This is a genomic window from Cognataquiflexum nitidum (assembly GCF_022538055.1).
Taxonomy (GTDB): Bacteria; Bacteroidota; Bacteroidia; order Cytophagales; family Cyclobacteriaceae; genus Cognataquiflexum; species Cognataquiflexum nitidum.
Genome location: NZ_JAKZAM010000012.1, coordinates 36,620 through 55,357 on the forward strand (window position 1 = coordinate 36,620; position 18,738 = coordinate 55,357).

Annotated in this window: 20 protein-coding genes; 12 read left to right on the forward strand and 8 right to left on the reverse strand. The window is 40.0% G+C overall.

Annotation, left to right across the window (positions count from 1 at the left end):
• Window positions 1–366 precede the first annotated feature (366 nt).
• From MMU07_RS21705 to MMU07_RS09900, 3 genes are all read left to right on the forward strand, one after another.
• Window positions 367–501 (forward strand): hypothetical protein, encoded by a 135-nt coding sequence (locus tag MMU07_RS21705; protein WP_255737327.1) that lies wholly within the window; start codon window positions 367–369, stop codon window positions 499–501.
• A gap of 493 nt (window positions 502–994) precedes the next feature.
• Entirely contained in the window at window positions 995–1,321 is a 327-nt protein-coding gene (locus MMU07_RS09895; protein WP_241125713.1) for a DUF6686 family protein, read from the forward strand.
• A gap of 207 nt (window positions 1,322–1,528) precedes the next feature.
• Window positions 1,529–1,705, forward strand: a complete 177-nt coding sequence (locus MMU07_RS09900; protein WP_241125714.1) for a hypothetical protein — start codon at window positions 1,529–1,531, stop codon at window positions 1,703–1,705.
• A 416-nt stretch (window positions 1,706–2,121) separates the two neighbouring features.
• Here the strand turns inward: MMU07_RS09900 and MMU07_RS09905 are convergent, their stop codons facing one another.
• The gene (locus MMU07_RS09905; RefSeq protein ID WP_241125715.1) at window positions 2,122–3,306 is read right to left on the reverse strand and encodes a glycoside hydrolase family 18 protein; all 1,185 of its coding nucleotides are present in this window, start codon (window positions 3,304–3,306) and stop codon (window positions 2,122–2,124) included.
• Window positions 3,307–3,721: 415 nt separating this feature from the next.
• Here MMU07_RS09905 and MMU07_RS09910 point away from each other — a divergent pair, with 415 nt between their 5' ends.
• Window positions 3,722–6,418 (forward strand): DUF7133 domain-containing protein, encoded by a 2,697-nt coding sequence (locus tag MMU07_RS09910; RefSeq protein ID WP_241125716.1) that lies wholly within the window; start codon window positions 3,722–3,724, stop codon window positions 6,416–6,418.
• Between the two features lie 187 nt (window positions 6,419–6,605).
• Here MMU07_RS09910 and MMU07_RS09915 read toward each other — a convergent pair whose 3' ends face one another.
• The 5 genes from MMU07_RS09915 to MMU07_RS09935 form a co-directional block, all read right to left on the reverse strand.
• Window positions 6,606–7,034, reverse strand: a complete 429-nt coding sequence (locus MMU07_RS09915; RefSeq protein WP_241125717.1) for a helix-turn-helix domain-containing protein — start codon at window positions 7,032–7,034, stop codon at window positions 6,606–6,608.
• A 4-nt stretch (window positions 7,035–7,038) separates the two neighbouring features.
• Complete coding sequence (locus tag MMU07_RS09920; protein ID WP_241125718.1) at window positions 7,039–7,380, reverse strand: DoxX family protein; 342 nt, start codon at window positions 7,378–7,380, stop codon at window positions 7,039–7,041.
• Complete coding sequence (locus tag MMU07_RS09925) at window positions 7,380–7,730, reverse strand: DoxX family protein (RefSeq protein ID WP_241125719.1); 351 nt, start codon at window positions 7,728–7,730, stop codon at window positions 7,380–7,382. The genes MMU07_RS09920 and MMU07_RS09925 overlap by 1 nt, the downstream gene beginning before the upstream one ends.
• Before the next feature lie 169 nt (window positions 7,731–7,899).
• Entirely contained in the window at window positions 7,900–9,219 is a 1,320-nt protein-coding gene (locus MMU07_RS09930; RefSeq protein ID WP_241125720.1) for an ABC1 kinase family protein, read from the reverse strand.
• An 11-nt stretch (window positions 9,220–9,230) separates the two neighbouring features.
• Window positions 9,231–9,896, reverse strand: coding sequence for a TetR family transcriptional regulator C-terminal domain-containing protein (locus MMU07_RS09935; RefSeq protein ID WP_241125721.1), 666 nt, complete (start codon window positions 9,894–9,896; stop codon window positions 9,231–9,233).
• 191 nt (window positions 9,897–10,087) lie between these two features.
• On the opposite strand from MMU07_RS09935, the gene MMU07_RS09940 reads away from it, so the two are divergent.
• From MMU07_RS09940 to MMU07_RS09950, 3 genes are all read left to right on the forward strand, one after another.
• Window positions 10,088–10,600, forward strand: coding sequence for a hypothetical protein (locus tag MMU07_RS09940; protein ID WP_241125722.1), 513 nt, complete (start codon window positions 10,088–10,090; stop codon window positions 10,598–10,600).
• Window positions 10,601–10,815: 215 nt separating this feature from the next.
• Entirely contained in the window at window positions 10,816–11,190 is a 375-nt protein-coding gene (locus tag MMU07_RS09945) for a type II toxin-antitoxin system RelE/ParE family toxin (RefSeq protein ID WP_317047882.1), read from the forward strand.
• A gap of 13 nt (window positions 11,191–11,203) precedes the next feature.
• Entirely contained in the window at window positions 11,204–11,530 is a 327-nt protein-coding gene (locus tag MMU07_RS09950) for a helix-turn-helix domain-containing protein (RefSeq protein ID WP_241125723.1), read from the forward strand.
• A 321-nt stretch (window positions 11,531–11,851) separates the two neighbouring features.
• On the opposite strand, the gene hslV is transcribed toward MMU07_RS09950, so the two are convergent.
• Both hslV and MMU07_RS09960 read right to left on the reverse strand, forming a co-directional pair.
• Entirely contained in the window at window positions 11,852–12,394 is a 543-nt protein-coding gene (gene hslV, locus MMU07_RS09955) for an ATP-dependent protease subunit HslV (protein WP_241125724.1), read from the reverse strand.
• Window positions 12,395–12,563: 169 nt separating this feature from the next.
• Window positions 12,564–14,276, reverse strand: coding sequence for a pyruvate dehydrogenase complex dihydrolipoamide acetyltransferase (locus MMU07_RS09960; protein ID WP_241125725.1), 1,713 nt, complete (start codon window positions 14,274–14,276; stop codon window positions 12,564–12,566).
• A 123-nt stretch (window positions 14,277–14,399) separates the two neighbouring features.
• Between MMU07_RS09960 and MMU07_RS09965 the strand changes: the two genes are divergently transcribed.
• The 5 genes from MMU07_RS09965 to MMU07_RS09985 all read left to right on the forward strand — a co-directional run bounded on the left by MMU07_RS09965 (window position 14,400) and on the right by MMU07_RS09985 (window position 18,680).
• Window positions 14,400–15,359, forward strand: a complete 960-nt coding sequence (locus tag MMU07_RS09965; RefSeq protein WP_241125726.1) for a YheT family hydrolase — start codon at window positions 14,400–14,402, stop codon at window positions 15,357–15,359.
• Between the two features lie 20 nt (window positions 15,360–15,379).
• Window positions 15,380–16,078, forward strand: coding sequence for an SOS response-associated peptidase (locus MMU07_RS09970; protein WP_241125727.1), 699 nt, complete (start codon window positions 15,380–15,382; stop codon window positions 16,076–16,078).
• The gene (locus MMU07_RS09975; protein ID WP_241125728.1) at window positions 16,078–16,980 is read left to right on the forward strand and encodes an MBL fold metallo-hydrolase; all 903 of its coding nucleotides are present in this window, start codon (window positions 16,078–16,080) and stop codon (window positions 16,978–16,980) included. The genes MMU07_RS09970 and MMU07_RS09975 overlap by 1 nt, the downstream gene beginning before the upstream one ends.
• 139 nt (window positions 16,981–17,119) lie before the next feature.
• Window positions 17,120–18,118, forward strand: a complete 999-nt coding sequence (locus MMU07_RS09980; protein WP_241125729.1) for a 3-oxoacyl-ACP synthase III family protein — start codon at window positions 17,120–17,122, stop codon at window positions 18,116–18,118.
• Window positions 18,119–18,122: 4 nt separating this feature from the next.
• The gene (locus MMU07_RS09985) at window positions 18,123–18,680 is read left to right on the forward strand and encodes a hypothetical protein (protein ID WP_241125730.1); all 558 of its coding nucleotides are present in this window, start codon (window positions 18,123–18,125) and stop codon (window positions 18,678–18,680) included.
• Window positions 18,681–18,738: the final 58 nt, after the last annotated feature.

An 18,738-nucleotide genomic window follows, 5' to 3' on the forward strand; every position in this document is an offset into this window, starting at 1 on the left:
CAACCTTTTGCCTGATACAAATATCAAATTAGAGAGGCCTCAATACTACTTAATCGAAGTTCCTCTGTTGTATTATAATCCTTCACTTTATTCCTGTAGGCTACCAATGAGAAAATTGATAACAACTTAGATCGGCTTGGGGAACGGAGATGAAAGGTTTTGGAGCGGGGAAATGCAAAAGCAGCTGCACTCCTTTTTCACTTCCCTCCTACTATAAAATTACCCCCGATGGCCGATCGCAATCGTGGACGAAGCTCAAATAGGATTATATCATTTTAATTCCTTTTCTAAATGCATTTTTGAAAATGAGGAAAACTAGGAATAATGAAGAAACAAGCCACATACTGTACTCTAATCAATTATATAATGTTTAAGACTGCCAATGACCTCAATCTCTTGGTCGTCACTCTCCACAGACGCGGCGATGAAGTGTTGTTTTGTTCCGATATCTTTCATCCTTACCAAAGAAAAGGGGCAGGTGGTGCATCGGATTCAAGATGACGCAACACCAACCATCATTACTTTACTGAATATTATAAAATGTTAAGGCTTCATTATGACAGGAGCATTTTTTTAAATCAAATAATTATAACCGCTTTATTGAACATAAGCGAAAAAATAATGGCCGAGGAACGATTAGCTGTAAAGTGAACAATGGACGAGTATCCACATCCGATACAGTCTCTTGAGACCCAAGGTGCAAAATTGAGGATAGGCATAAAAATCTAGTCATAACCTTCCCCTAACAAGATTCTATCAATTTTTGAATACAATAGATAAATAATATTAAGAATCATTCTAAATAATTTTTTTAAAATTAACCTCCACTATATATTTATAAAATAGAATTGATCTAATTAAAAATAAAACTTCAATCAATTAAAATTAAAAAACATTAAGTCCTGGCCTCTGATCATGTTTTTCTACAATATGGGTTTACTTGTAACTGACAGAAATTTTCAGAGGACCAGGCACCAATTCAAAATTTCTATCTATGAACAAATGCAAAACTGACTTATTGGCAGAAATCAGAGATTCAAATTTGGTCCGCTGCCGCAACTCCGGTAAGATAACCTGGTATTTCAAAAACATACTGGTTTCATTCGATCTCTCCGATTTTCGGAAATTCACTTCTTCGTTTTCTAAAATAGATTTTATGGAGACAAGTTGGACTACCGGAGAAGGAAAGAGGTTTGTCATTATTAATACATGCCATCCGGATATCAAAATAGTAATTAAGGAGTATGAATTCGGAATGTTGTTGGAATTATTTGAAAAGGCTTCCCATGAACTTGAAATCCTTCAGATACTTGGGAGGTAAAGCACTTCATTTTTTGGGAAGTTGGTGAATTCCTCTTCCCAAATTCACCAAATAATCATGGAATGTAACCAAAGATTGCTAGTTGAAACAGGAGCTTTTGCTTCAACGATGTGCACCACATGTGAAGTTGTGCATATTCATAATGGCATATATTGTTTTGGGTTCGCTCTCTCTGAAATGAAATCCTGGGGGAAACAGGTTTTGGAGATGGATTTCGAAAAATATTGTGTAGAGGAAAATCAGGTGAAATACCTGGTCATACCCTCATATATCCATAATTATGAATTTCATTTTTTTGAAGATGAGTTTTCCGAATTTCAGGACTTAATAGGACAGACATTATCACTTTTGGAAGTGTATGAAATCGCAGGGATATCCCTTTGATGGAATTCCCTGCGATCGATAAGTCAATGTTGTAGGCTTAAATCTCCTTCCCTTTGGACTAGAAACAGCCTGAAACGACCCTTTTGAAAACCACTTGAAATGATCAAAAAATTGTTTTCATAGAAAAAGATTTCCTGAAGTCTATTTCTTGCACAAAGGAGAGCAAGGCCACAAAAATCTCCAATTATACACTATTGGGAATGAAATGCCTTTTAATACAATCTAATCGGTGTATTTCGGTATTTATTTTATGGTTATCCGCTACTTTGCCAGTAACCCTATATCTTATACAATCCGGACGGATGCCGATAGCTACCGGGACGAAATCGGAAGACCGATGAAGCGTGAATTTAAGTCCAAAGCACAGAATTTAAATAAATATCAAATCTACCGGCATCATTGCGTTCATACATAATTTATTTTTGGGATTCGGAATAAATCGCATCTAAAAGGCTCCCTGAATCTTTGGTATCATTCCCAAGTTCCCAAAACATGATGCCTCCGAGTTTATTTTCTATTGCGAATCGGGTTTTTAGAGTTACAGAGACAGTATCGTCGTAAGAAACCATCAGGCTATCCATATTTTGGTACAGGTAAGGTGCTTTTGCTTTGTCATCCCAAAACCGTTGGAAACTACTATCAGATTCATACCTGTTGCGGATATGATGATATGCCAGCCAGCCTATATGGATGTCCCTGCTTCTTTGGTATAATCCCTGATTTGTAGGAGGAACACCTTTCCACACCCTTCCATAAAAAGCTGCCCCGATGATGATCTGTTCCGGTTTTACCCCTTCCTGAATCAGGAAACTGACTATCTTCTCTACCGAACGAGGGTCTTTGTCCGGACTTTCACCCACATCAAACAAGCTGTCCAAATGTACCTGAAAAGGTGTTCCTGTGATGTCATCATTGGATACATGCCCTAAGGGTGTGTGGTGACCTGTATAAATGGACTCCCCGGAAACTTGGTCATAGGTCATGACATTCATAAAGTCTGCATATTTCATTACTTCATGAACTTCGATAAAATCATAATACCGCTCCCATCCTGCCGAAGCAAAGGTCAAGATCTTAGGTTTATCAAAAGTATCGAGCATTTCCCTAAGTCCTTTCATCAATTGGGTAAAGTTGAGGGTATCTTCAGGCCTTGCTTTGGTTCCTGCGCCGGATATTCCCGGGTATTCCCAGTCGATATCGATCCCGTCGACTTGGTATTCTTCAATAAAATCTCTGGTACTTTGAATAAATTTCTCCCTGCTTTCAGCAGTCAAAGCCATATCCGAAAACCCATCAGCACCCCAACCTCCACAGGCTACCATCACCTTCAGGCTCGGATTCCTTTCTTTTTGCTTAACCAATGCTTCCAATTTTGGGCCAGAAATTTCCGGTTTTCCGAATTTCATTTCCCCGTCAATTACCACTGTAAATGAAAAAATAATATGTGTCAATTTTTCAACAGGAATCAGTTCGGTTTTGTAATCCTTTTCAGGCACATAGTATGCCATCACTGCCGGTTTTTTGTTTTTGGAAGCTTCTTCTTCTTCGATGGAACTGGATTCACATCCCAAAAGCAGTATAAAAACCAAACTGAAAGACAAAATTGAATTCGTTTTGAAAATCATAAGCAAAAATAGGTTGTTCGAATTTTTTAATAAACATTAAATAACTTTATGAAAAAAATCATAAAATTAAAAAAAAGCAAATATTTTTACTTTTAATATTATGTGTATCCGCTTTCTTGCACGTAGCCAAACAATAATTTGTCGGGGGAGCCATAAAACACCCAATGGACAGTGGGCTGTCGTCTGTGGGCGAGTCTCCGCATTCGATACATCTTCCTATAGTGCAACAATGCGGATACTCATAGTTAATATTTCTAATGAATATAAATGGATGCAAAATCTAGGGTTGTTATCTATCATATCTTGGAAAAACTTGAGATAAGATTTGGTTAGTTCTCCTTATGGGACTTATAAACAGGGATTTTACATTTAACTTCTTTGATTGGCTTTTATGGGATATTTAAAAAAAATAATTGTTTTTAATGCTCTTTTGGTCTGTTTTTCCTTTGGTTGTCAAAAACCCGAGCGATCCCCCTTTGATGTTTCTCCTGCGGAATCCATGGATCCAAAGCGCCTGACTGAACCCTATCCCAATATCAGCATTCCGGAAGGGGTAGATCTTGAATCAAGGATTTGGAAAGGGATAGACCTGAGCCCAAAACCACCAATCGTACCCGTCTCCGCCAATGAACAAAAGAATTCTTTTGTCCTAAAGCCGGGATACAAAATGGATCCTGTTTTATCTGAACCACAGATACGCGAACCTGCTGCCATCCAATTTGATGGAAATGGAAGGATGTATGTGCTAGAACTCAGGTCATATATGCAGGATTTGGATGCTACAGGAGAACTTTTGCCTACCTCACGCATCTCCCGTTGGGAAGATTTGGATGATGATGGAGTTTATGAAACCGGGACAGTTTTTTTAGACAGCTTGGTTTTTCCAAGGTATGTTGTGCCCTTTGGTCCAAACAGCATTTTATCCATGGAATCCAATGAAGACCATGTGTATAGATATACAGATACCAACTTAGATGGTATAGCGGATCAAAAAGAACTTTTTGCTTCCGGCTTAGGCAGGTCAGGAAATGTCGAACATCAGACCAGCTTTCTCACATGGGCATTGGACAATTGGATGTACAGTACATACAACAATAAGCGGATCAGATGGACACCCACGGGTGTGATACAGGAAGAAAGTGGAAACCCCTGGGGACAATGGGGAGTAACCCAAGACAATTATGGAAAGCTTTTTTTCCAGGATGGTGCCGGTGGGGTTCCACAAGGATTTCAATTCCCGATTGTCTATGGAAACTTTCAGGTGGAAGGAGCACTTAAAAAAGGATTTCGGGTTCCTTACAGTCTGGTCCGTCTGGAAGATTTTCAGCCCGGTATGCAAGAGGCAAAACCGGATGGTTCATTGTCAAATGTGACCGGGGCTGCCGGTAACGATGTATTTAGAGGAGACCGACTTCCTAAAGACCTTGTGGGGGATTACCTGTATGGTGAACCTGTAGGTAGGATCGTAAGAAGAGTAGAGACAGAAAATGTGGAAGGTCTGTCTTATTTACAAAACAAGTACGAAAAAGAAGGTTCAGAATTTATCCAATCTTCCGATCCTTTGTTTAGACCGGTAGATATGGCGACTGCCCCGGATGGCACGCTTTATATTGTGGACCTCTATCGGGGAATCATTCAGGAAGGTGAGTGGACACAAGAGGGCAGCTATCTCCGGACAAAAATCCAACAATATCAGATGGATGATATTATCGGTAATGGTCGGATTTGGAGACTTTCCTATGATGGAATGCCAAGGAATACCCAAAAACCAAGGATGTATGATGAATCGTCCAAGGAATTGATCCGTCATTTGGAGCATCCGAATGGTTGGTGGCGGGATATGGCCCAACAAACCATTATCCTCAATCAGGACAAATCCATTGTACCCGATCTTATCACTATGGCGGAAAGCTCTTCAAACGAACTGGCAAGAATCCATGCCCTTTGGACTTTGGAAGGACTTGGAGAATTGGAGTCTGATTTGGTCAAAAAATTTACAGAAGACCCAAATCCAAACATCAGGATCCAAGGGTTGAGGGCAGCAGAGACCTTATATAAGTACGGAAAAAAAAGCCTTTCAGAAGTCTACAGAAAATCTGTGATGGATAAAGATACGGATGTGATTATTCAGGCACTCCTTAGTGCCCATGTGCTGAAAATTGACAAAGTTGATATTCTGATCAAAGAAACCTTGAAAAAAAACAGCTCAAATGGTGTTCAGGTAGTCGGAAGTCAACTCTTGGAGAAAATGGAGGAAGCCAAAAAAGCATCGGAAACAAGATTTGAGAAAAATGAGTTGGCGCTTTTTGTCAAAGGAAAATCCATTTATAACAATTACTGTTCGACCTGCCATGGGCCAAAAGGTTTGGGATCGCCAGCCGGAGAAGGACGGTTGATCGCACCATCTTTTTCAGGTTCGCCGAGGATCTTAAACCATCCCGAATATGCCGTAAAGGTACTGTTACATGGTCTTTCCGGTCCAATTGATTCAAAAGAGTATGAGGGGGTGATGATTGCCATGGATTCCAATGATGATGCATACATTGCTTCCGTCCTTTCCTATATCCGCAATGACTTTGGAAACAGCGGGTCTTTCATTTCACCGGAATACGTTGCTAAAGTCAGAAAAGAGACGAAAAACAGAAATGCCGCCTACTCCTTTTATGAATTGATAGGAGAAATTCCAAAGCCCTTGACATTTCAGGATAATTGGATAACAAAGGCGAGTAGCACCGCTTTGTCAGGAGTAGGTTCAACAAAAGATCCATCCTATGCATTTTCATTTAAAGGATGGAAAACGGAAACCTCCCAAGAACCGGGAATGTGGTTTACTGTGCAGCTACCCACTCCACAGGCACTGACTGAAGTTCAATTTGACTCTGGAAAAGATGGATTTCCGATAAGCTATTCAGTATTCATTTCTTCTGATGGGAATTCCTGGACCAAAGTTGGTCAGGAAAAAGGAATCCAAGGCTTAAATACCTTCAACTGGAAACCCCAAGGAAAATCCGGTTATCTAAAAATAGAAGCAAATAGTAAAGGCGACCAACCCTGGTCTATGAAAAAGCTGACGCTATTTTCGAGATAACCGCCTTTACTGAAATTAAAAGAAAACTAATGGACATTACTTCAGCCATTCCGGCTTGGTGGTCACGATATTGGCTTCCAATTGATTGAGTAGGTTATAAATTCCAAAATTGGGGGTTCCTTTAAATTTTTGGTCAGGAAATTCAGTTTTTCATTTTCTACTACAAAAAATTTACTGTTTGTAAAAATTATCGCTTCATCAAAAGCTCATAAGGGATCTTAAAATGGGAATGAAGATTTTCGATTTGGGTTAAGCTGAGTTTCCTTTTTTTATTCATAATTTCCGAAACCCTACTTGCCGGGCCAAGGATTGGAATTAAGCTCTTGTGAGGTAATCCTTGTTCAGACAAATAATAAGTGATCACATCAATGGCATCCACGTTTTCATCATCAAGTTTGTACCCTTTTTCTTCTTCGTATTTCTCAATTATCAAGGATAAAACTTCCAAATAATCTTCATTTTCTTCCGAAACCCCGGAATCCATCAAATCTTTTATAACTTCCAAAGCCTCTTGATATTCCTTATCACTTTCTATGATTTTGAGTCTTGGTCTTTCTTGGATATACATTGTTTCTAGAATTTGAATATTAACTGCATCAATTTTGTCATATTCCATTTCCTTACATTTTCACCGATTCAAAAAAAATATATGAATTGATAGCTAAAAAAAATAATGCCGGCAAAATATCATAAAATCTATCCTTAACCCTCAGTCTGGCGATTACTCCAAAGAACATCAACAAAGCGAGACCTCCTGAGGATAACCACAAAAAAGGGTGAAACATCAATCCCGCAAATAAGCCCAAACCTCCTAAAATCTCTAAAATAGCCGTAAGTGTTCCGAATTTCTCCAAGCCAAAGCGAACAAATTCGCTTTTCATTGTTGGAGAAGAAAAATAAGAAATACCGTAAATTAAAAAAGAGATACTCGAGAAAACCACTAAACCATTTAATAAACTCATCAAGCAAATAAATTGAGGGAAACTGCCGCTATGAAAAGACAAAGAAGCAAAAGGAACAATGAGGGCATGCGTTTTTGCCAAGGATTATTCACTTTGAAGTGAAAATACTGTGCACTCACCATCAGAAAAGCCATCATTAGCGCAGGAATAAGGACCAAAGATGGATACCAAATACCTGCGACTAGTAGGGTTGCCAATGCTATTTTAGCAGAACCCACTGCCGAACGCATCAAAGTATTCAACCCATATTCCTTGAATTCCTTTTCGATGTTCTCGAAACGGAATACCCAAACGATTACTATGGAAATTGCAACTATAAGCTGCGCTGCTATTGATAAATTTGTCATCATCCTATTTTTAATTTCTTTGGTTAATTCTATCCCAGTTTTGAGCTGCTTCTCTTAAAGATAACCTTTTTACCTATTTAAATTCAGGTATGAATTTTCATTCGTTTGAGAGTTCCACCCAAACAGTGGCATTAAGAAAATAAGAGAAAGACAATTCCTACCTACTTTCGGGCTACTTTAACCATTCAGGTTTTGTTGTATTCACTTCCGCCCTTAGCTGATTGAGTAGGTTGTACAGACCAAAGTAGGTTCTATTGATATAAAGTCCGTGACGGGAACCTCGGGCCTGACGGGATTTTCGGAACATTTTGTCATTGGAAATTCTTTCTCCCAACAGGAAGATTTCATTGAAGAAATCATCGTCCGCGAAGTCAAACTTTTCTACATGAAACGGTTTCCCCAAGAGTGAAATCATTTCCGTAAATATTGCTTTGAAGAAGGACTTTTCAGTTTCTGTGTCTTTATCCGAAATAAATTCTAAATCATAGAAGATCTGGTCCAAATCTTTCTGATTGATCAACAGTTCTTTTTTGATCAAAGCGAAATAGCCTTGGTAAAAATCTTCTGGGATCACCTTCACACAGCCAAAATCAATGATGCCGAGTTGGTCACCTTCTTGGATGATAAAATTTCCCGGATGTGGATCCGCATGTACTTGCTTCAGGTTATGGACTTGGTGGTGATAGAAATCCCATAATGCCTGACCAATTTGATTTTTGGATTCTTGGGAAGGATTGGTGTCCATCCACTCTTTTATATGTTTTCCCGAGATCCAGTCCATGGTGATGATCCGCTCTGCACTCAGTTCATCGTAATAAATCGGGAACTTGAGATTTGGAATGTGTCCACATGCCTCGGATATCTCTCTGGACCGCTTTACTTCCAGTAAATAGTCTGTCTCTTCAATCAAACGCTCCTCAACCTCGCCCATATAGTGATCAAGCTCTATTTCATTCATGTTGAGCAGACGCAAGGCGAATGGCCGCACCAATTTCAAGTCAGAGCTTACAGAATCAGCCACTCCCGGATATTGGATTTTGATGGCTAATTTTTTGCCATTTTTGGTGGCCTGATGGACTTGGCCTATGGATGCGGCATTGACAGCAGATCTAGTAAAAGTATCGAACATCTGATCCGGCGATTTTCCAAAACTCTTCTGAAAAGTTTTTACAACCAAAGGAAAAGACAACGGTGGTGCAGAATATTGTGCCATGGTGAATTTGTCCTGATAAGCCCTTGGGAGAAGGTTTTTATCCATGGACATCATCTGTGCTATTTTCAAAGCAGAGCCCTTCATCTGACTCAGAGAATTGTAAATGTCAGTCGCATTGTTGGTATGAAGTTCCTCCTTGGTCATCGAAGGGTTGACGACCTTTTTGGCGTAATGCTTCATGTAATTGCCGCCGACTTTGGCACCTGTACTGATAAACTTCGCCGCACGCTGTACTTTGGATGTTGGGATACTCTGTTGCTCCTTCACTTTGCTTTCCATGGTGTTACTGATTACTTATTTTGGTACAAAAACTTGGCAAAATCGATGAAGGAATCAATGGCGCTTTTTCCCATAAGGTCAAAAGCAAGGTTGACGGATTTCTCGATAGCCGCGTCTGTTTTTTCGAATGAAGGAGAACTGTCTTTGATCCAAAACTGGAACACGAACCAAACCTGAAGCCAAAGCGCCTCATCATATCGGTCCGAAATGATCGGTCTGCTTGCGATTTCTTCCGTTTCTTTTCCTTCCAAAATGATCTCATTGGCAAAGTCCTTGAACTTGTGCCTGAAAGTTTTGACTTCAACAGGAAGTATATTCTTTATGCCTTTGTTGCCTCCGTACAGGGACAGCAGATAAGACCTGTTTTTCTTGAGTTCTTCCACCAAAGTGAATAAAAATCCGAGCAGTTTTTCACGGGCGCTGTATTCTTTGAATACTTCCTGAGATTCCAAGTTTCCGATGGTGTCGTCAAAAAGTTTTGCCCAAACGGCCGATTTGATGGATTCGAATGAAGTGAAGTAGGTATAGAATTCCTCTTCTTTCATCTTCAGTTCCTTGGCAAATTTGAATACCGAAGCGGGTTGCTTACCGTGTTCCAATACGTATTCGACGTATCCGGTTATGATTTTTGTCCTTTGATCTACCTTGGTAGTTTTCTTGGCGGGTGCTTTTTCCATGATTGGTATTGTTTACTGGAGACATAACCCAGAAAAGCGATATGAAGTTTAGAAAAGCAGCACAAATCCAACAGGATTGTAAAAAATTATTTTAGTTTTATGGGGTTGGGTTCAAGAGGAAAGGGGAAAGGGTTTTAAATTAGATGGCTTTCCTTAATTATTTGAGAAAGCAAATTGAAGACAAAGCGCTCATGAAAATCAGTTTTATAACAATTTTTCTAATTCACAGCTTCTTATCGTTCTCTCAAAATGAAGGATTGGATGCAGTTATTAATTGGAAATTCATCGATAAAGTAAAAATCTATGATAATCCGAAAGGCAAATTCATTGAAGCAATCCAAAACGACACTATTTCAGAAAATTTTATATCCCTTAAAATAATTGAAGTAAAAAAGGATTTTTTCAGAGTGCAAATAGGATTAGAAATGAGTGACGAAAAATTAAATGGTTGGATAAAATCTGGCGATTATGTGGGAGCGTACCATAAGAGTGAACGGTTTCCAATGGATTTGTTATTGTATTCTCATCCGAATAAAGAGGAAGAAAATAAAATTCTCCTGAAAAATTGGAATCCAGGATTTATCACAATTTTAGATTTTAAAAAGGAGTGGGTTCTTATAGTTGTTAATTACGAAGGAGTAAGAAAAAAAGGTTGGATTCACAAGGACAGCCTTTGCGCAAATAGCTATTCAACTTGTTCCTGACTAGAAGAATTGGTATCCTTTTTATTCTCTTTCTTTCGATAATAAAAAACAATTTCCTCATCTTTTGACAACGAAACCTGTTGATTTTCCAAGGACATTGTTGAGAAGGCAGAGATTTCCAAAAAACAAAAAAAAGACCTTCTGAATGATCACATTCAAAAGGTCTTTCGAAAATTAAAAGCTGAGAGAAATAATTTTAATTAAGGTTTCTAAATATGGAAACATTATGTATTTTTGTAATGTTTAACAAGTATTTAATGAGGTATTTCGAGACAAAATTTTTAGAAGAAGCAAACGAGTTCATTTCAGGATTGGATCTTAAGGCCATCAAAAAAATCTTCTACAATATTGACCTTGCTGAACAGACCAATGACCCAAAACTTTTAAAGAAACTTCAAAATGACATTTGGGAGTTTCGTACAAAATACGCAGGACTTCAAATTAGGCTTCTTGCCTTTTGGGATAAATCAAATAACAAAAAAACTTTGGTTGTTGCGACCCATGGTTTTATAAAAAAGGTTGACAAAGTGCCAAAAAGCGAAATCGACAGAGCAATTAGATTAAAGGATAATTATTTTCGAAACAAATAGAAAAATTAATCATATGGCAACCAAACAGATCAAGACATACTCGCTTGCCGAAATGAAGGACAAGTATATCGGTAAAGTAGGAACGGTTGACCGTGACGAATACGAATATGAACTTCGTATGGATGTTTTGGGGAAAATGATCAAAGCAGCTAGGCAAGAACGGAATTTAACACAAGAAGAACTTGGGAAGCTTATTGGCGTGCAAAAAGCCCAAATTTCCAAACTTGAAAGCAGTGCCAACAGTGCTACAATTGATACCATTTTGAAAGTGTTTAAAGCTTTGAAAGCAGAGATAAACTTTAACGTAAAACTTGAAGATAACTTTGTTAAACTCGCATGAAAGGATGGTAATCCAATTCGATATGTGCCTTTAGACTTACGACACTTTATAGATATTAAACAAAAATTCAAAAAAATCCCTTCGACTTCGCTCAGGGAACGGATTAAATAAAAAAACAGTGGGGGGAGAAGGGAAAGGGCTCCGCCCTTTCCCTTCTCCCCTTCTTCATTAAATCAATATTGGACCCTGAGCGAAGTCGAAGGATAGGTCCCTGAGCGAAGTCGAAGGATAGGTCCCTGAGCGAAGTCGAAGGATAGATCCCTGAGCGTAGTCGAAGGATAGGTCCCTGAGCGTAGTCGAAGGGCAAAAATCTAAAAGAAATTATTTCACCACTTTTTCCACCACCAGATTATGGTTGGTATAGATACAGACATCAGCAGCGATACCGAGGCTTTCCCTGACCATTTCTTCTGCAGTAAGTTGGGGCGCAAATTTCTTGAGGGCTCTGGCAGCAGATTGGGCATACATGCTTCCTGAACCGATAGAAGCGATCTCCATATCCGGTTCGATGACATCACCTGTTCCTGAGATAATCAAGATATCCACAGCATCCGCTACGATCATCATGGCTTCGAGCTTGCTGAGCATGCGGTCCGTCCTCCATTCTTTGGCGAGTTCGACGGCAGCTCTTTTCATGTTGTTGCCATAGGCACCCATCTTTTCCTCAAATTTCTCTAAGAGCGTAAAGGCATCAGCCGTAGAACCTGCAAATCCGGTCACGATTTTTCCGCCTTGTAATTTCCTGATTTTATTGACTGTGCTTTTGGCAATGGTATTACCCAAAGTGGCCTGACCATCTGCCCCGATGACTACTTCCCCGTTGTGTTTGATGGCGACTACGGTTGTTGATTTTATTTTTTCCATTATAAATTAGACAAGAGATATGAGACGTGAGACATGAGATTGAAGAGCGAAGGTGGCATCCCGACAACTTTTAAACCTTTTAACTTTTAAAACCTTCTAACCTCAACAACCATACAAAAGCAAAAAGTCCTGATAAAACAGGACTTTTTGACAGTATTTATTTTTTCTGTTAGATCAACATCCTGACGGGATCTTCGAGCAATCCTTTCAAGGTAAGCAGGAAGGCAGAACCGACAGCTCCGTCCACTACCCTATGGTCACAGGAAAGCGTCACTTTCATGATATTTCCGATCTGCATTTGACCGTTTTTCACGATCACAGTTTCTTTGATACCTCCGACTGCAAGGATACAGGCATCAGGTGGATTGATGATTGCTGTGAACTCATCGATTCCGAACATACCCAAGTTGGAAATGGTAAATGTGTTTCCTTCCCAATCTTTCGGTTGGAGTTCTTTGTTTTTGGCTTTCCCTCCCAATGTCTTGGCTTCTGTCGAGATCTGCGACAAAGACTTACTATCCGCAAACCTGATCACAGGAACCAAAAGTCCTTCTTCCACGGCCACAGCCATACCGATATGGATATGGTCGTTGTACCTTATTTTATCTCCAAGCCAAGAAGAATTTACTTTTGGATGTTGCTTCAATGCCATTGCTGAAGCCTTGATGACAAAATCATTGAAGGAAATTTTGACGGGTGAAACTTCGTTCATACTCTGTCTTGAGGCGATGGCCTTGTCCATGTTGATTTCCATGGTAAGGTAAAAATGCGGTGCACCAAACTTGCTTTCCGCCAACCTCTTGGCAATGACTTTCCTCATCTGGGAAACCTTCTCTTCCCTGAAAGATTCCTGACCCAATGCAGGGCCTGATGCTGCGGTGCTTTGAGAAGAGGTTGCAGTTGTAGCAACAGGTTTTACAGATGAAGGATCGAAGGATTCCACGTCTCTTTTGATGATTCTTCCACCTTCTCCACTTCCTTTCACCAAAGCGATGTCAATTCCTTTGTCAGATGCCATTTTTTTGGCCAATGGAGAGACGATAACCCTTCCATTTTCTGAAGAAGAACCTGAAACTGCCGGTGCGGCGGATTCAGCGGGTTTAGAGTCCGAAGGTTTTGATTCAGTAGATTTCGCTTCTGAAACAGCAGGTTTATCTTCTTTTATCTCTTCAGAAGCGGCGGTCTCAGTACCTCCTGATTTCGATTTGTGTGCTTTGAGCAATGTCTGGTAGTCAGCACCCTTTTCGCCGACGATGGCGATCACACCATCCACTTCAACCGAATTTCCTGCTTCTACGCCAATGTAAAGTAAAACTCCATCATCATAAGACTCGAGTTCCATGGTAGCTTTGTCTGTCTCCACTTCCCCAATGATATCACCGGACTTGATGGTATCACCTACCTTCTTTAGCCAGGTTGCAATCGTGCCCTCGGTCATGGTATCAGACATCTTAGGCATGGTCAATACAGTCGCATTGATACCTGAGACATCGATGGATTCCTTTGGAGCCTCTGCTTTTTGAGGTGCAGCTGCAGCTTTTTCTTCCTTGGGAGCTTCGGTTTTTTCTTCTTTTTTATCTTCTGATTTTGCAGCAGGAGCTCCGCCACCGGAGATATCCTTGAGCAAGGCATCAATGTTTTCACCTTTTTCTCCAATAATGGCAATTACCCCATTAACAGCCACAGCGTTTTTTTCCTCCACACCGACATACAGCAAAATACCTTCTTCATAAGATTCAAGCTCCATGGTTGCCTTATCGGTTTCCACTTCAGCAAGTATATCTCCGGGTTTTACTGCATCACCTACTTTTTTCAACCACGCTGCGATCACCCCTTCTTCCATGGTATCGCTCATTTTGGGCATTCGTATTATCTCGGCCATAAGTTGATTATATCCTAGTCAAATTTTAAGGAGTCCAAAAATAGTTCTTAAAATGTCTTAATTCAAATTTAATAGTAGTATTTTCAGGTTTGATAAGTTCAAAATTCATGATTTTGTTTCAAAATGCCTGTTGTTAAAAAAACAGATTACGAGTATCCAAAATGGCTTTTCAATGGTCATTTACAGACCATAATCCCAAGTTTGTTTAGGGACACACACGCCTTACCTTTTGAAAGAGAAAGGGTTACTACGGCCGACGGGGACTTCTTGGACCTTGATTGGCTAAGGAATTCATCTCAAAAACTTGTGATCATCAGCCATGGATTAGAAGGCAATAGCCGGCGGCCATACATGACAGGTATGGCCGGACATTTTTTTTCCAATGGCTACGATGTCCTGAATTGGAATTTTCGCGGATGCAGCGAAGAACTCAACAACAAACCGATATTCTACCATTCAGGAGCCACTTATGACTTGGATTATGTGGTGGGCCATGCTTCGCAAAATTATGAATCTGTCTATCTTATAGGATTTAGCCTGGGGGGCAACCTAACTTTGAAATACTTAGGAGAAAAGAGAGACAGAACTCCAAAAATTAAAAAAGCTGTGGCAATTTCTGTACCGCTCCACCTTGAATCCGCCTGCATTAAAATTTCTACGGGAGAAAACATCATGTATGCTAAGCGTTTTTTGAAAACCCTGAAAGAAAAAGTGGTCAGGAAGGCCATGAAATTTCCTGATGAAATTCCAACAGGAATCTTGAGGAAGATCAAAACACTACAGGATTTTGATGACCAATACACAGGCCCTTTACATGGATTCAAAGATGCCCATGATTATTATGAGCAGAATTCCTCCCTATACTTCTTAGAAAATATTCAAATCCCTTCTTTGATCCTGAATGCCCAGAATGATCCGTTTCTAAGTGACCGGTGCTTTCCCATATCTATAGGAAGAAAATTAGACCATGTATGGATGGATTTTCCAAAATATGGCGGCCATGTTGGCTTTAGTCCAAGAAAGAAGGCCGATATTTATTGGTCCGAAAAAAGGGCATTTGAATTTATCACATCAGATCAGTAATTTTCAGCAAAACCATTACCATGTGCGGCAGATATTCCCTCAGCAAAAGTAAAATTGAATTGGAAGAAAGATTTCAGGCAGAGATGTTGGCCGATTTCAAACCACGCTACAATGTAGCGCCTACCCAGCTTGTACCTGTCATCACCTCCGAAAGCCCCAAAGGATTTTCCTTTTTTTATTGGGGTATCACGCCCGATTTTGCCAAAAACAAACCTGTTTCCCAGAAATTTATCAATGCCAAAGCAGAAACCGTAAATGAGAAAATCTCTTTCAAATCGTCTTTTGAAAAGAGGAGATGTCTGATCCCTGCAGACGGTTTTTATGAATGGAAAAAACTGGGAAAGAAAACCAAAGTCCCGTATCGTTTCACCATGGCCAACAATGAAGCCTTCGCTTTTGCCGGTATTTGGGAAGAATATGAAAACGAAAAAGGGGAAATCAACCATACCTTTTTGATATTGACAACTGAACCCAACAGGCTTGTGGCTGAGGTTCATGACAGGATGCCCGTCATTCTGAAAAAAGAAGATGAGAAAAAGTGGCTTGACAAATACAGCACCGAATCAAACCTGATTCAGATGCTGACAACCTACTCAGCCGACGATATGTTGAGCTATACCGTATCTCCGCTTGTAAATCAGGTCCACAACGACAGTCCTGGAATAATCCGCAAAACATCCCCTATGGACCAATTTGGGAATTATACTTTATTTGGATAATGGAAAAAATTAAAATTATCGACCTGCATTTTCAAAACAAGAAAGATGCCATTGCCAGCTTTTTGGTAGAAACCTCTATTGGCCCTATTCTCATTGAAGCCGGTCCGGCTAGTACATTTGACCAACTCAGCCATGGCATCTCCAAGTGTGGTTATTCTCTTGAGGACATCAAGCATGTATTATTAACTCATATTCATTTTGACCATGCAGGGGCAGCATGGAAGCTTGCCGAAGCCGGATCAAAAATATACGTCCATCCCTTTGGGGCCCCACATCTGGCTTCACCGGAAAAGCTGTGGAATTCGGCTTCTCAGATTTATGGAGATGACATGGACAGACTCTGGGGAAAAATGAAACCCATCCCGGTAAGCCAAATAATCGAAGTCGGAGACGGGCAAGAACTTGAATTTGGCAGTACAAAAATAAAATCACTTCATACTCCCGGGCATGCAGTACACCATATCGCGTGGAAGATGGGGGAGATTATTTTCACAGGTGATGTGGCAGGAGTCAAAATAGACGGAGGACCCGTGATGCCTCCCTGCCCTCCACCGGACATCCACCTTGAGGCATGGAAAAAATCACTTGCGATCTTAAAGAGCCAAAAACCAAAGGAATTGTACCTCACTCATTTTGGAATCATTGATACGGTAGATTATCATTTGGATGGTCTTTCATACGTGTTGGACGATTGGGCTGATTGGATAAAACCCTATTTTGAGAAAAGTGTGGACCAAGCTGAAGTTGTTCCTCTTTTTATGGAGTATTCCAAATCGCAATTTTTGAGAGATGGATGTTCAAATGAACTGATCCAAATCTATGAATATGCCAACCCAAGCTGGATGTCAGTAGCAGGTCTTTATCGATATTGGAAGCTTAAAAATCAAGGCAAGTTAAATTAACCCTTTTTTTTAAATCATATACAAATATCGACTTACAGTGCCGTTTCAATTTTTGTTTTTTGGTATTCAAAAAGGAAATGGGATATTTGCAACAACCAATTAGGAACACAACAACAAGACCCAAAATACTTTTACGGCCATGTACAAATCCAAAATCACAGGAGTGGGACATTATGTTCCCGATAGAATCATCACCAATGAATATCTATCCACTATCATGGATACCAATGACGCCTGGATCGTGGAGCGCACCGGAATCCAAGAAAGAAGGTGGTTTACTCCCGGAAAAGATACTTTGGCCAGTATGTCTGTCAACGCCTCCAAGATGGCATTGGAAAGAGCAGGATTATCCAATAAAGATATAGACTTCATCATTTTTGCGACTATAACACCGGATTATTTCCTTCCCGGAGAAGGGGTATTGTTGCAAAGAGAACTTGGCATGCAGGGAATTGGAGCATTGGATATCAGAAATGCCTGTTCAGGATTTATTTATGCACTTTCGATAGCAGATCAGTTCATCAAAACCGGGATGTACAAAAACATCCTTGTGGTGGGCGGAGAAATCCAATCTTCGGCTTTGGATAAAAGTGACGAAGGAAGATCGAGTGCGGTCATATTTGCCGATGGGGCAGGCGCCGTGATTTTGAGTAGGTCTAATTCTGAAAAATCGGCAATCCTTTCTACCCACCTCCATGCTGACGGTGACCATGCCGAAGAGTTGTACTGCTCGTCTCCAAGCAGTTGTCAGGAAGTAAGGATATCCAAGGAAATGATAGAGAGAGGTGACTTTTTTCTTAAGATGAACGGAAACGCCGTATTCAAACATGCAGTGGTGAGGTTTGCAGAGGTAATTCAGGAAGCCTTAGAAGCCAATGGCAAGACCAAAGAAGATATTGACCTTCTTGTCCCCCATCAGGCCAACCTTAGAATCAGCAATTATATCCAACAAAAATTAGGTTTGCCTGACCACAAGGTGTTTAATAATATCATGTATTATGGAAATACGACAGCAGGTACTATTCCTATCGCTTTGAGTGAAGCCTTTGAACAAGGTAAATTGAAAGAGGGCGATTTGATTTGCCTCGCCGCGTTTGGAAGTGGTTTTACCTGGGCATCAGCACTATTGAATTGGTAATCCAATGGACGGTGTGAGCCTTGATTTACAACTCCTTCAGGACAAAGCCCTTTTTCAAAAATTAAAGGAACAATCTGATGTAGTGGAAAATCTTTTTGCTGCCCTCGCGAATGATTTTCCCCAATCAGAACTATCAAAATTCCATCCTGACTCAAAGGGGACTAAAGTCTCCAAAGGGCATAATCTGGAAAATGCACCTTACCAGGTTCTCGACTTGGTAAGGGAATTTGATTCAAAAAAAGGATTCAATATCCGGATTTTGAACTGGTGGGGCCAAGGGCTGTTTATTTTTGTATACATGGGATATCTTACCTATGAAAAAAAGTTTTTTTTTCCAGCAAATCTTTTAGAAAGCTATCAGGATTGTAAGCACTCTTCTCCTTGGGCCTATGGATCCATCATAAATGGCCAAACTGCCATTGAGGTCCAAAACAGCCAAAATCTTCCCAAAAACCAAGATTTTTTTCAGGTCTTCAAACAGATAGTACCTTCCTCGGAAATATCCGAAACCCACCTGATGTTAAAAAAAGAAATTAGGTTTATCCTAGATAATCCTTATTAATTCTTTCCTTATTTCATAAATAGCGCTAATTTAGAACCTCATTTGTAGGGATACCGTT

Excerpts from the sequence above, each read along its gene's own strand:
- MMU07_RS21705 (WP_255737327.1), top strand. The coding sequence starts at position 367 with ATGTTTAAGACTGCCAATGACCTCAATCTCTTGGTCGTCACTCTCCAC.
- MMU07_RS09895 (WP_241125713.1), top strand. The coding sequence starts at position 995 with ATGAACAAATGCAAAACTGACTTATTGGCAGAAATCAGAGATTCAAAT.
- MMU07_RS09900 (WP_241125714.1), top strand. The coding sequence starts at position 1,529 with ATGGATTTCGAAAAATATTGTGTAGAGGAAAATCAGGTGAAATACCTG.
- MMU07_RS09910 (WP_241125716.1), top strand. The coding sequence starts at position 3,722 with ATGGGATATTTAAAAAAAATAATTGTTTTTAATGCTCTTTTGGTCTGT.
- MMU07_RS09915 (WP_241125717.1), bottom strand. The coding sequence starts at position 7,034 with ATGGAATATGACAAAATTGATGCAGTTAATATTCAAATTCTAGAAACA.
- MMU07_RS09920 (WP_241125718.1), bottom strand. The coding sequence starts at position 7,380 with ATGAGTTTATTAAATGGTTTAGTGGTTTTCTCGAGTATCTCTTTTTTA.
- MMU07_RS09925 (WP_241125719.1), bottom strand. The coding sequence starts at position 7,730 with ATGATGACAAATTTATCAATAGCAGCGCAGCTTATAGTTGCAATTTCC.
- MMU07_RS09930 (WP_241125720.1), bottom strand. The coding sequence starts at position 9,219 with ATGGAAAGCAAAGTGAAGGAGCAACAGAGTATCCCAACATCCAAAGTA.
- MMU07_RS09935 (WP_241125721.1), bottom strand. The coding sequence starts at position 9,896 with ATGGAAAAAGCACCCGCCAAGAAAACTACCAAGGTAGATCAAAGGACA.
- MMU07_RS09940 (WP_241125722.1), top strand. The coding sequence starts at position 10,088 with ATGAAAATCAGTTTTATAACAATTTTTCTAATTCACAGCTTCTTATCG.
- MMU07_RS09945 (WP_317047882.1), top strand. The coding sequence starts at position 10,816 with ATGGAAACATTATGTATTTTTGTAATGTTTAACAAGTATTTAATGAGG.
- MMU07_RS09950 (WP_241125723.1), top strand. The coding sequence starts at position 11,204 with ATGGCAACCAAACAGATCAAGACATACTCGCTTGCCGAAATGAAGGAC.
- hslV (WP_241125724.1), bottom strand. The coding sequence starts at position 12,394 with ATGGAAAAAATAAAATCAACAACCGTAGTCGCCATCAAACACAACGGG.
- MMU07_RS09960 (WP_241125725.1), bottom strand. The coding sequence starts at position 14,276 with ATGGCCGAGATAATACGAATGCCCAAAATGAGCGATACCATGGAAGAA.
- MMU07_RS09965 (WP_241125726.1), top strand. The coding sequence starts at position 14,400 with ATGCCTGTTGTTAAAAAAACAGATTACGAGTATCCAAAATGGCTTTTC.
- MMU07_RS09970 (WP_241125727.1), top strand. The coding sequence starts at position 15,380 with ATGTGCGGCAGATATTCCCTCAGCAAAAGTAAAATTGAATTGGAAGAA.
- MMU07_RS09975 (WP_241125728.1), top strand. The coding sequence starts at position 16,078 with ATGGAAAAAATTAAAATTATCGACCTGCATTTTCAAAACAAGAAAGAT.
- MMU07_RS09980 (WP_241125729.1), top strand. The coding sequence starts at position 17,120 with ATGTACAAATCCAAAATCACAGGAGTGGGACATTATGTTCCCGATAGA.
- MMU07_RS09985 (WP_241125730.1), top strand. The coding sequence starts at position 18,123 with ATGGACGGTGTGAGCCTTGATTTACAACTCCTTCAGGACAAAGCCCTT.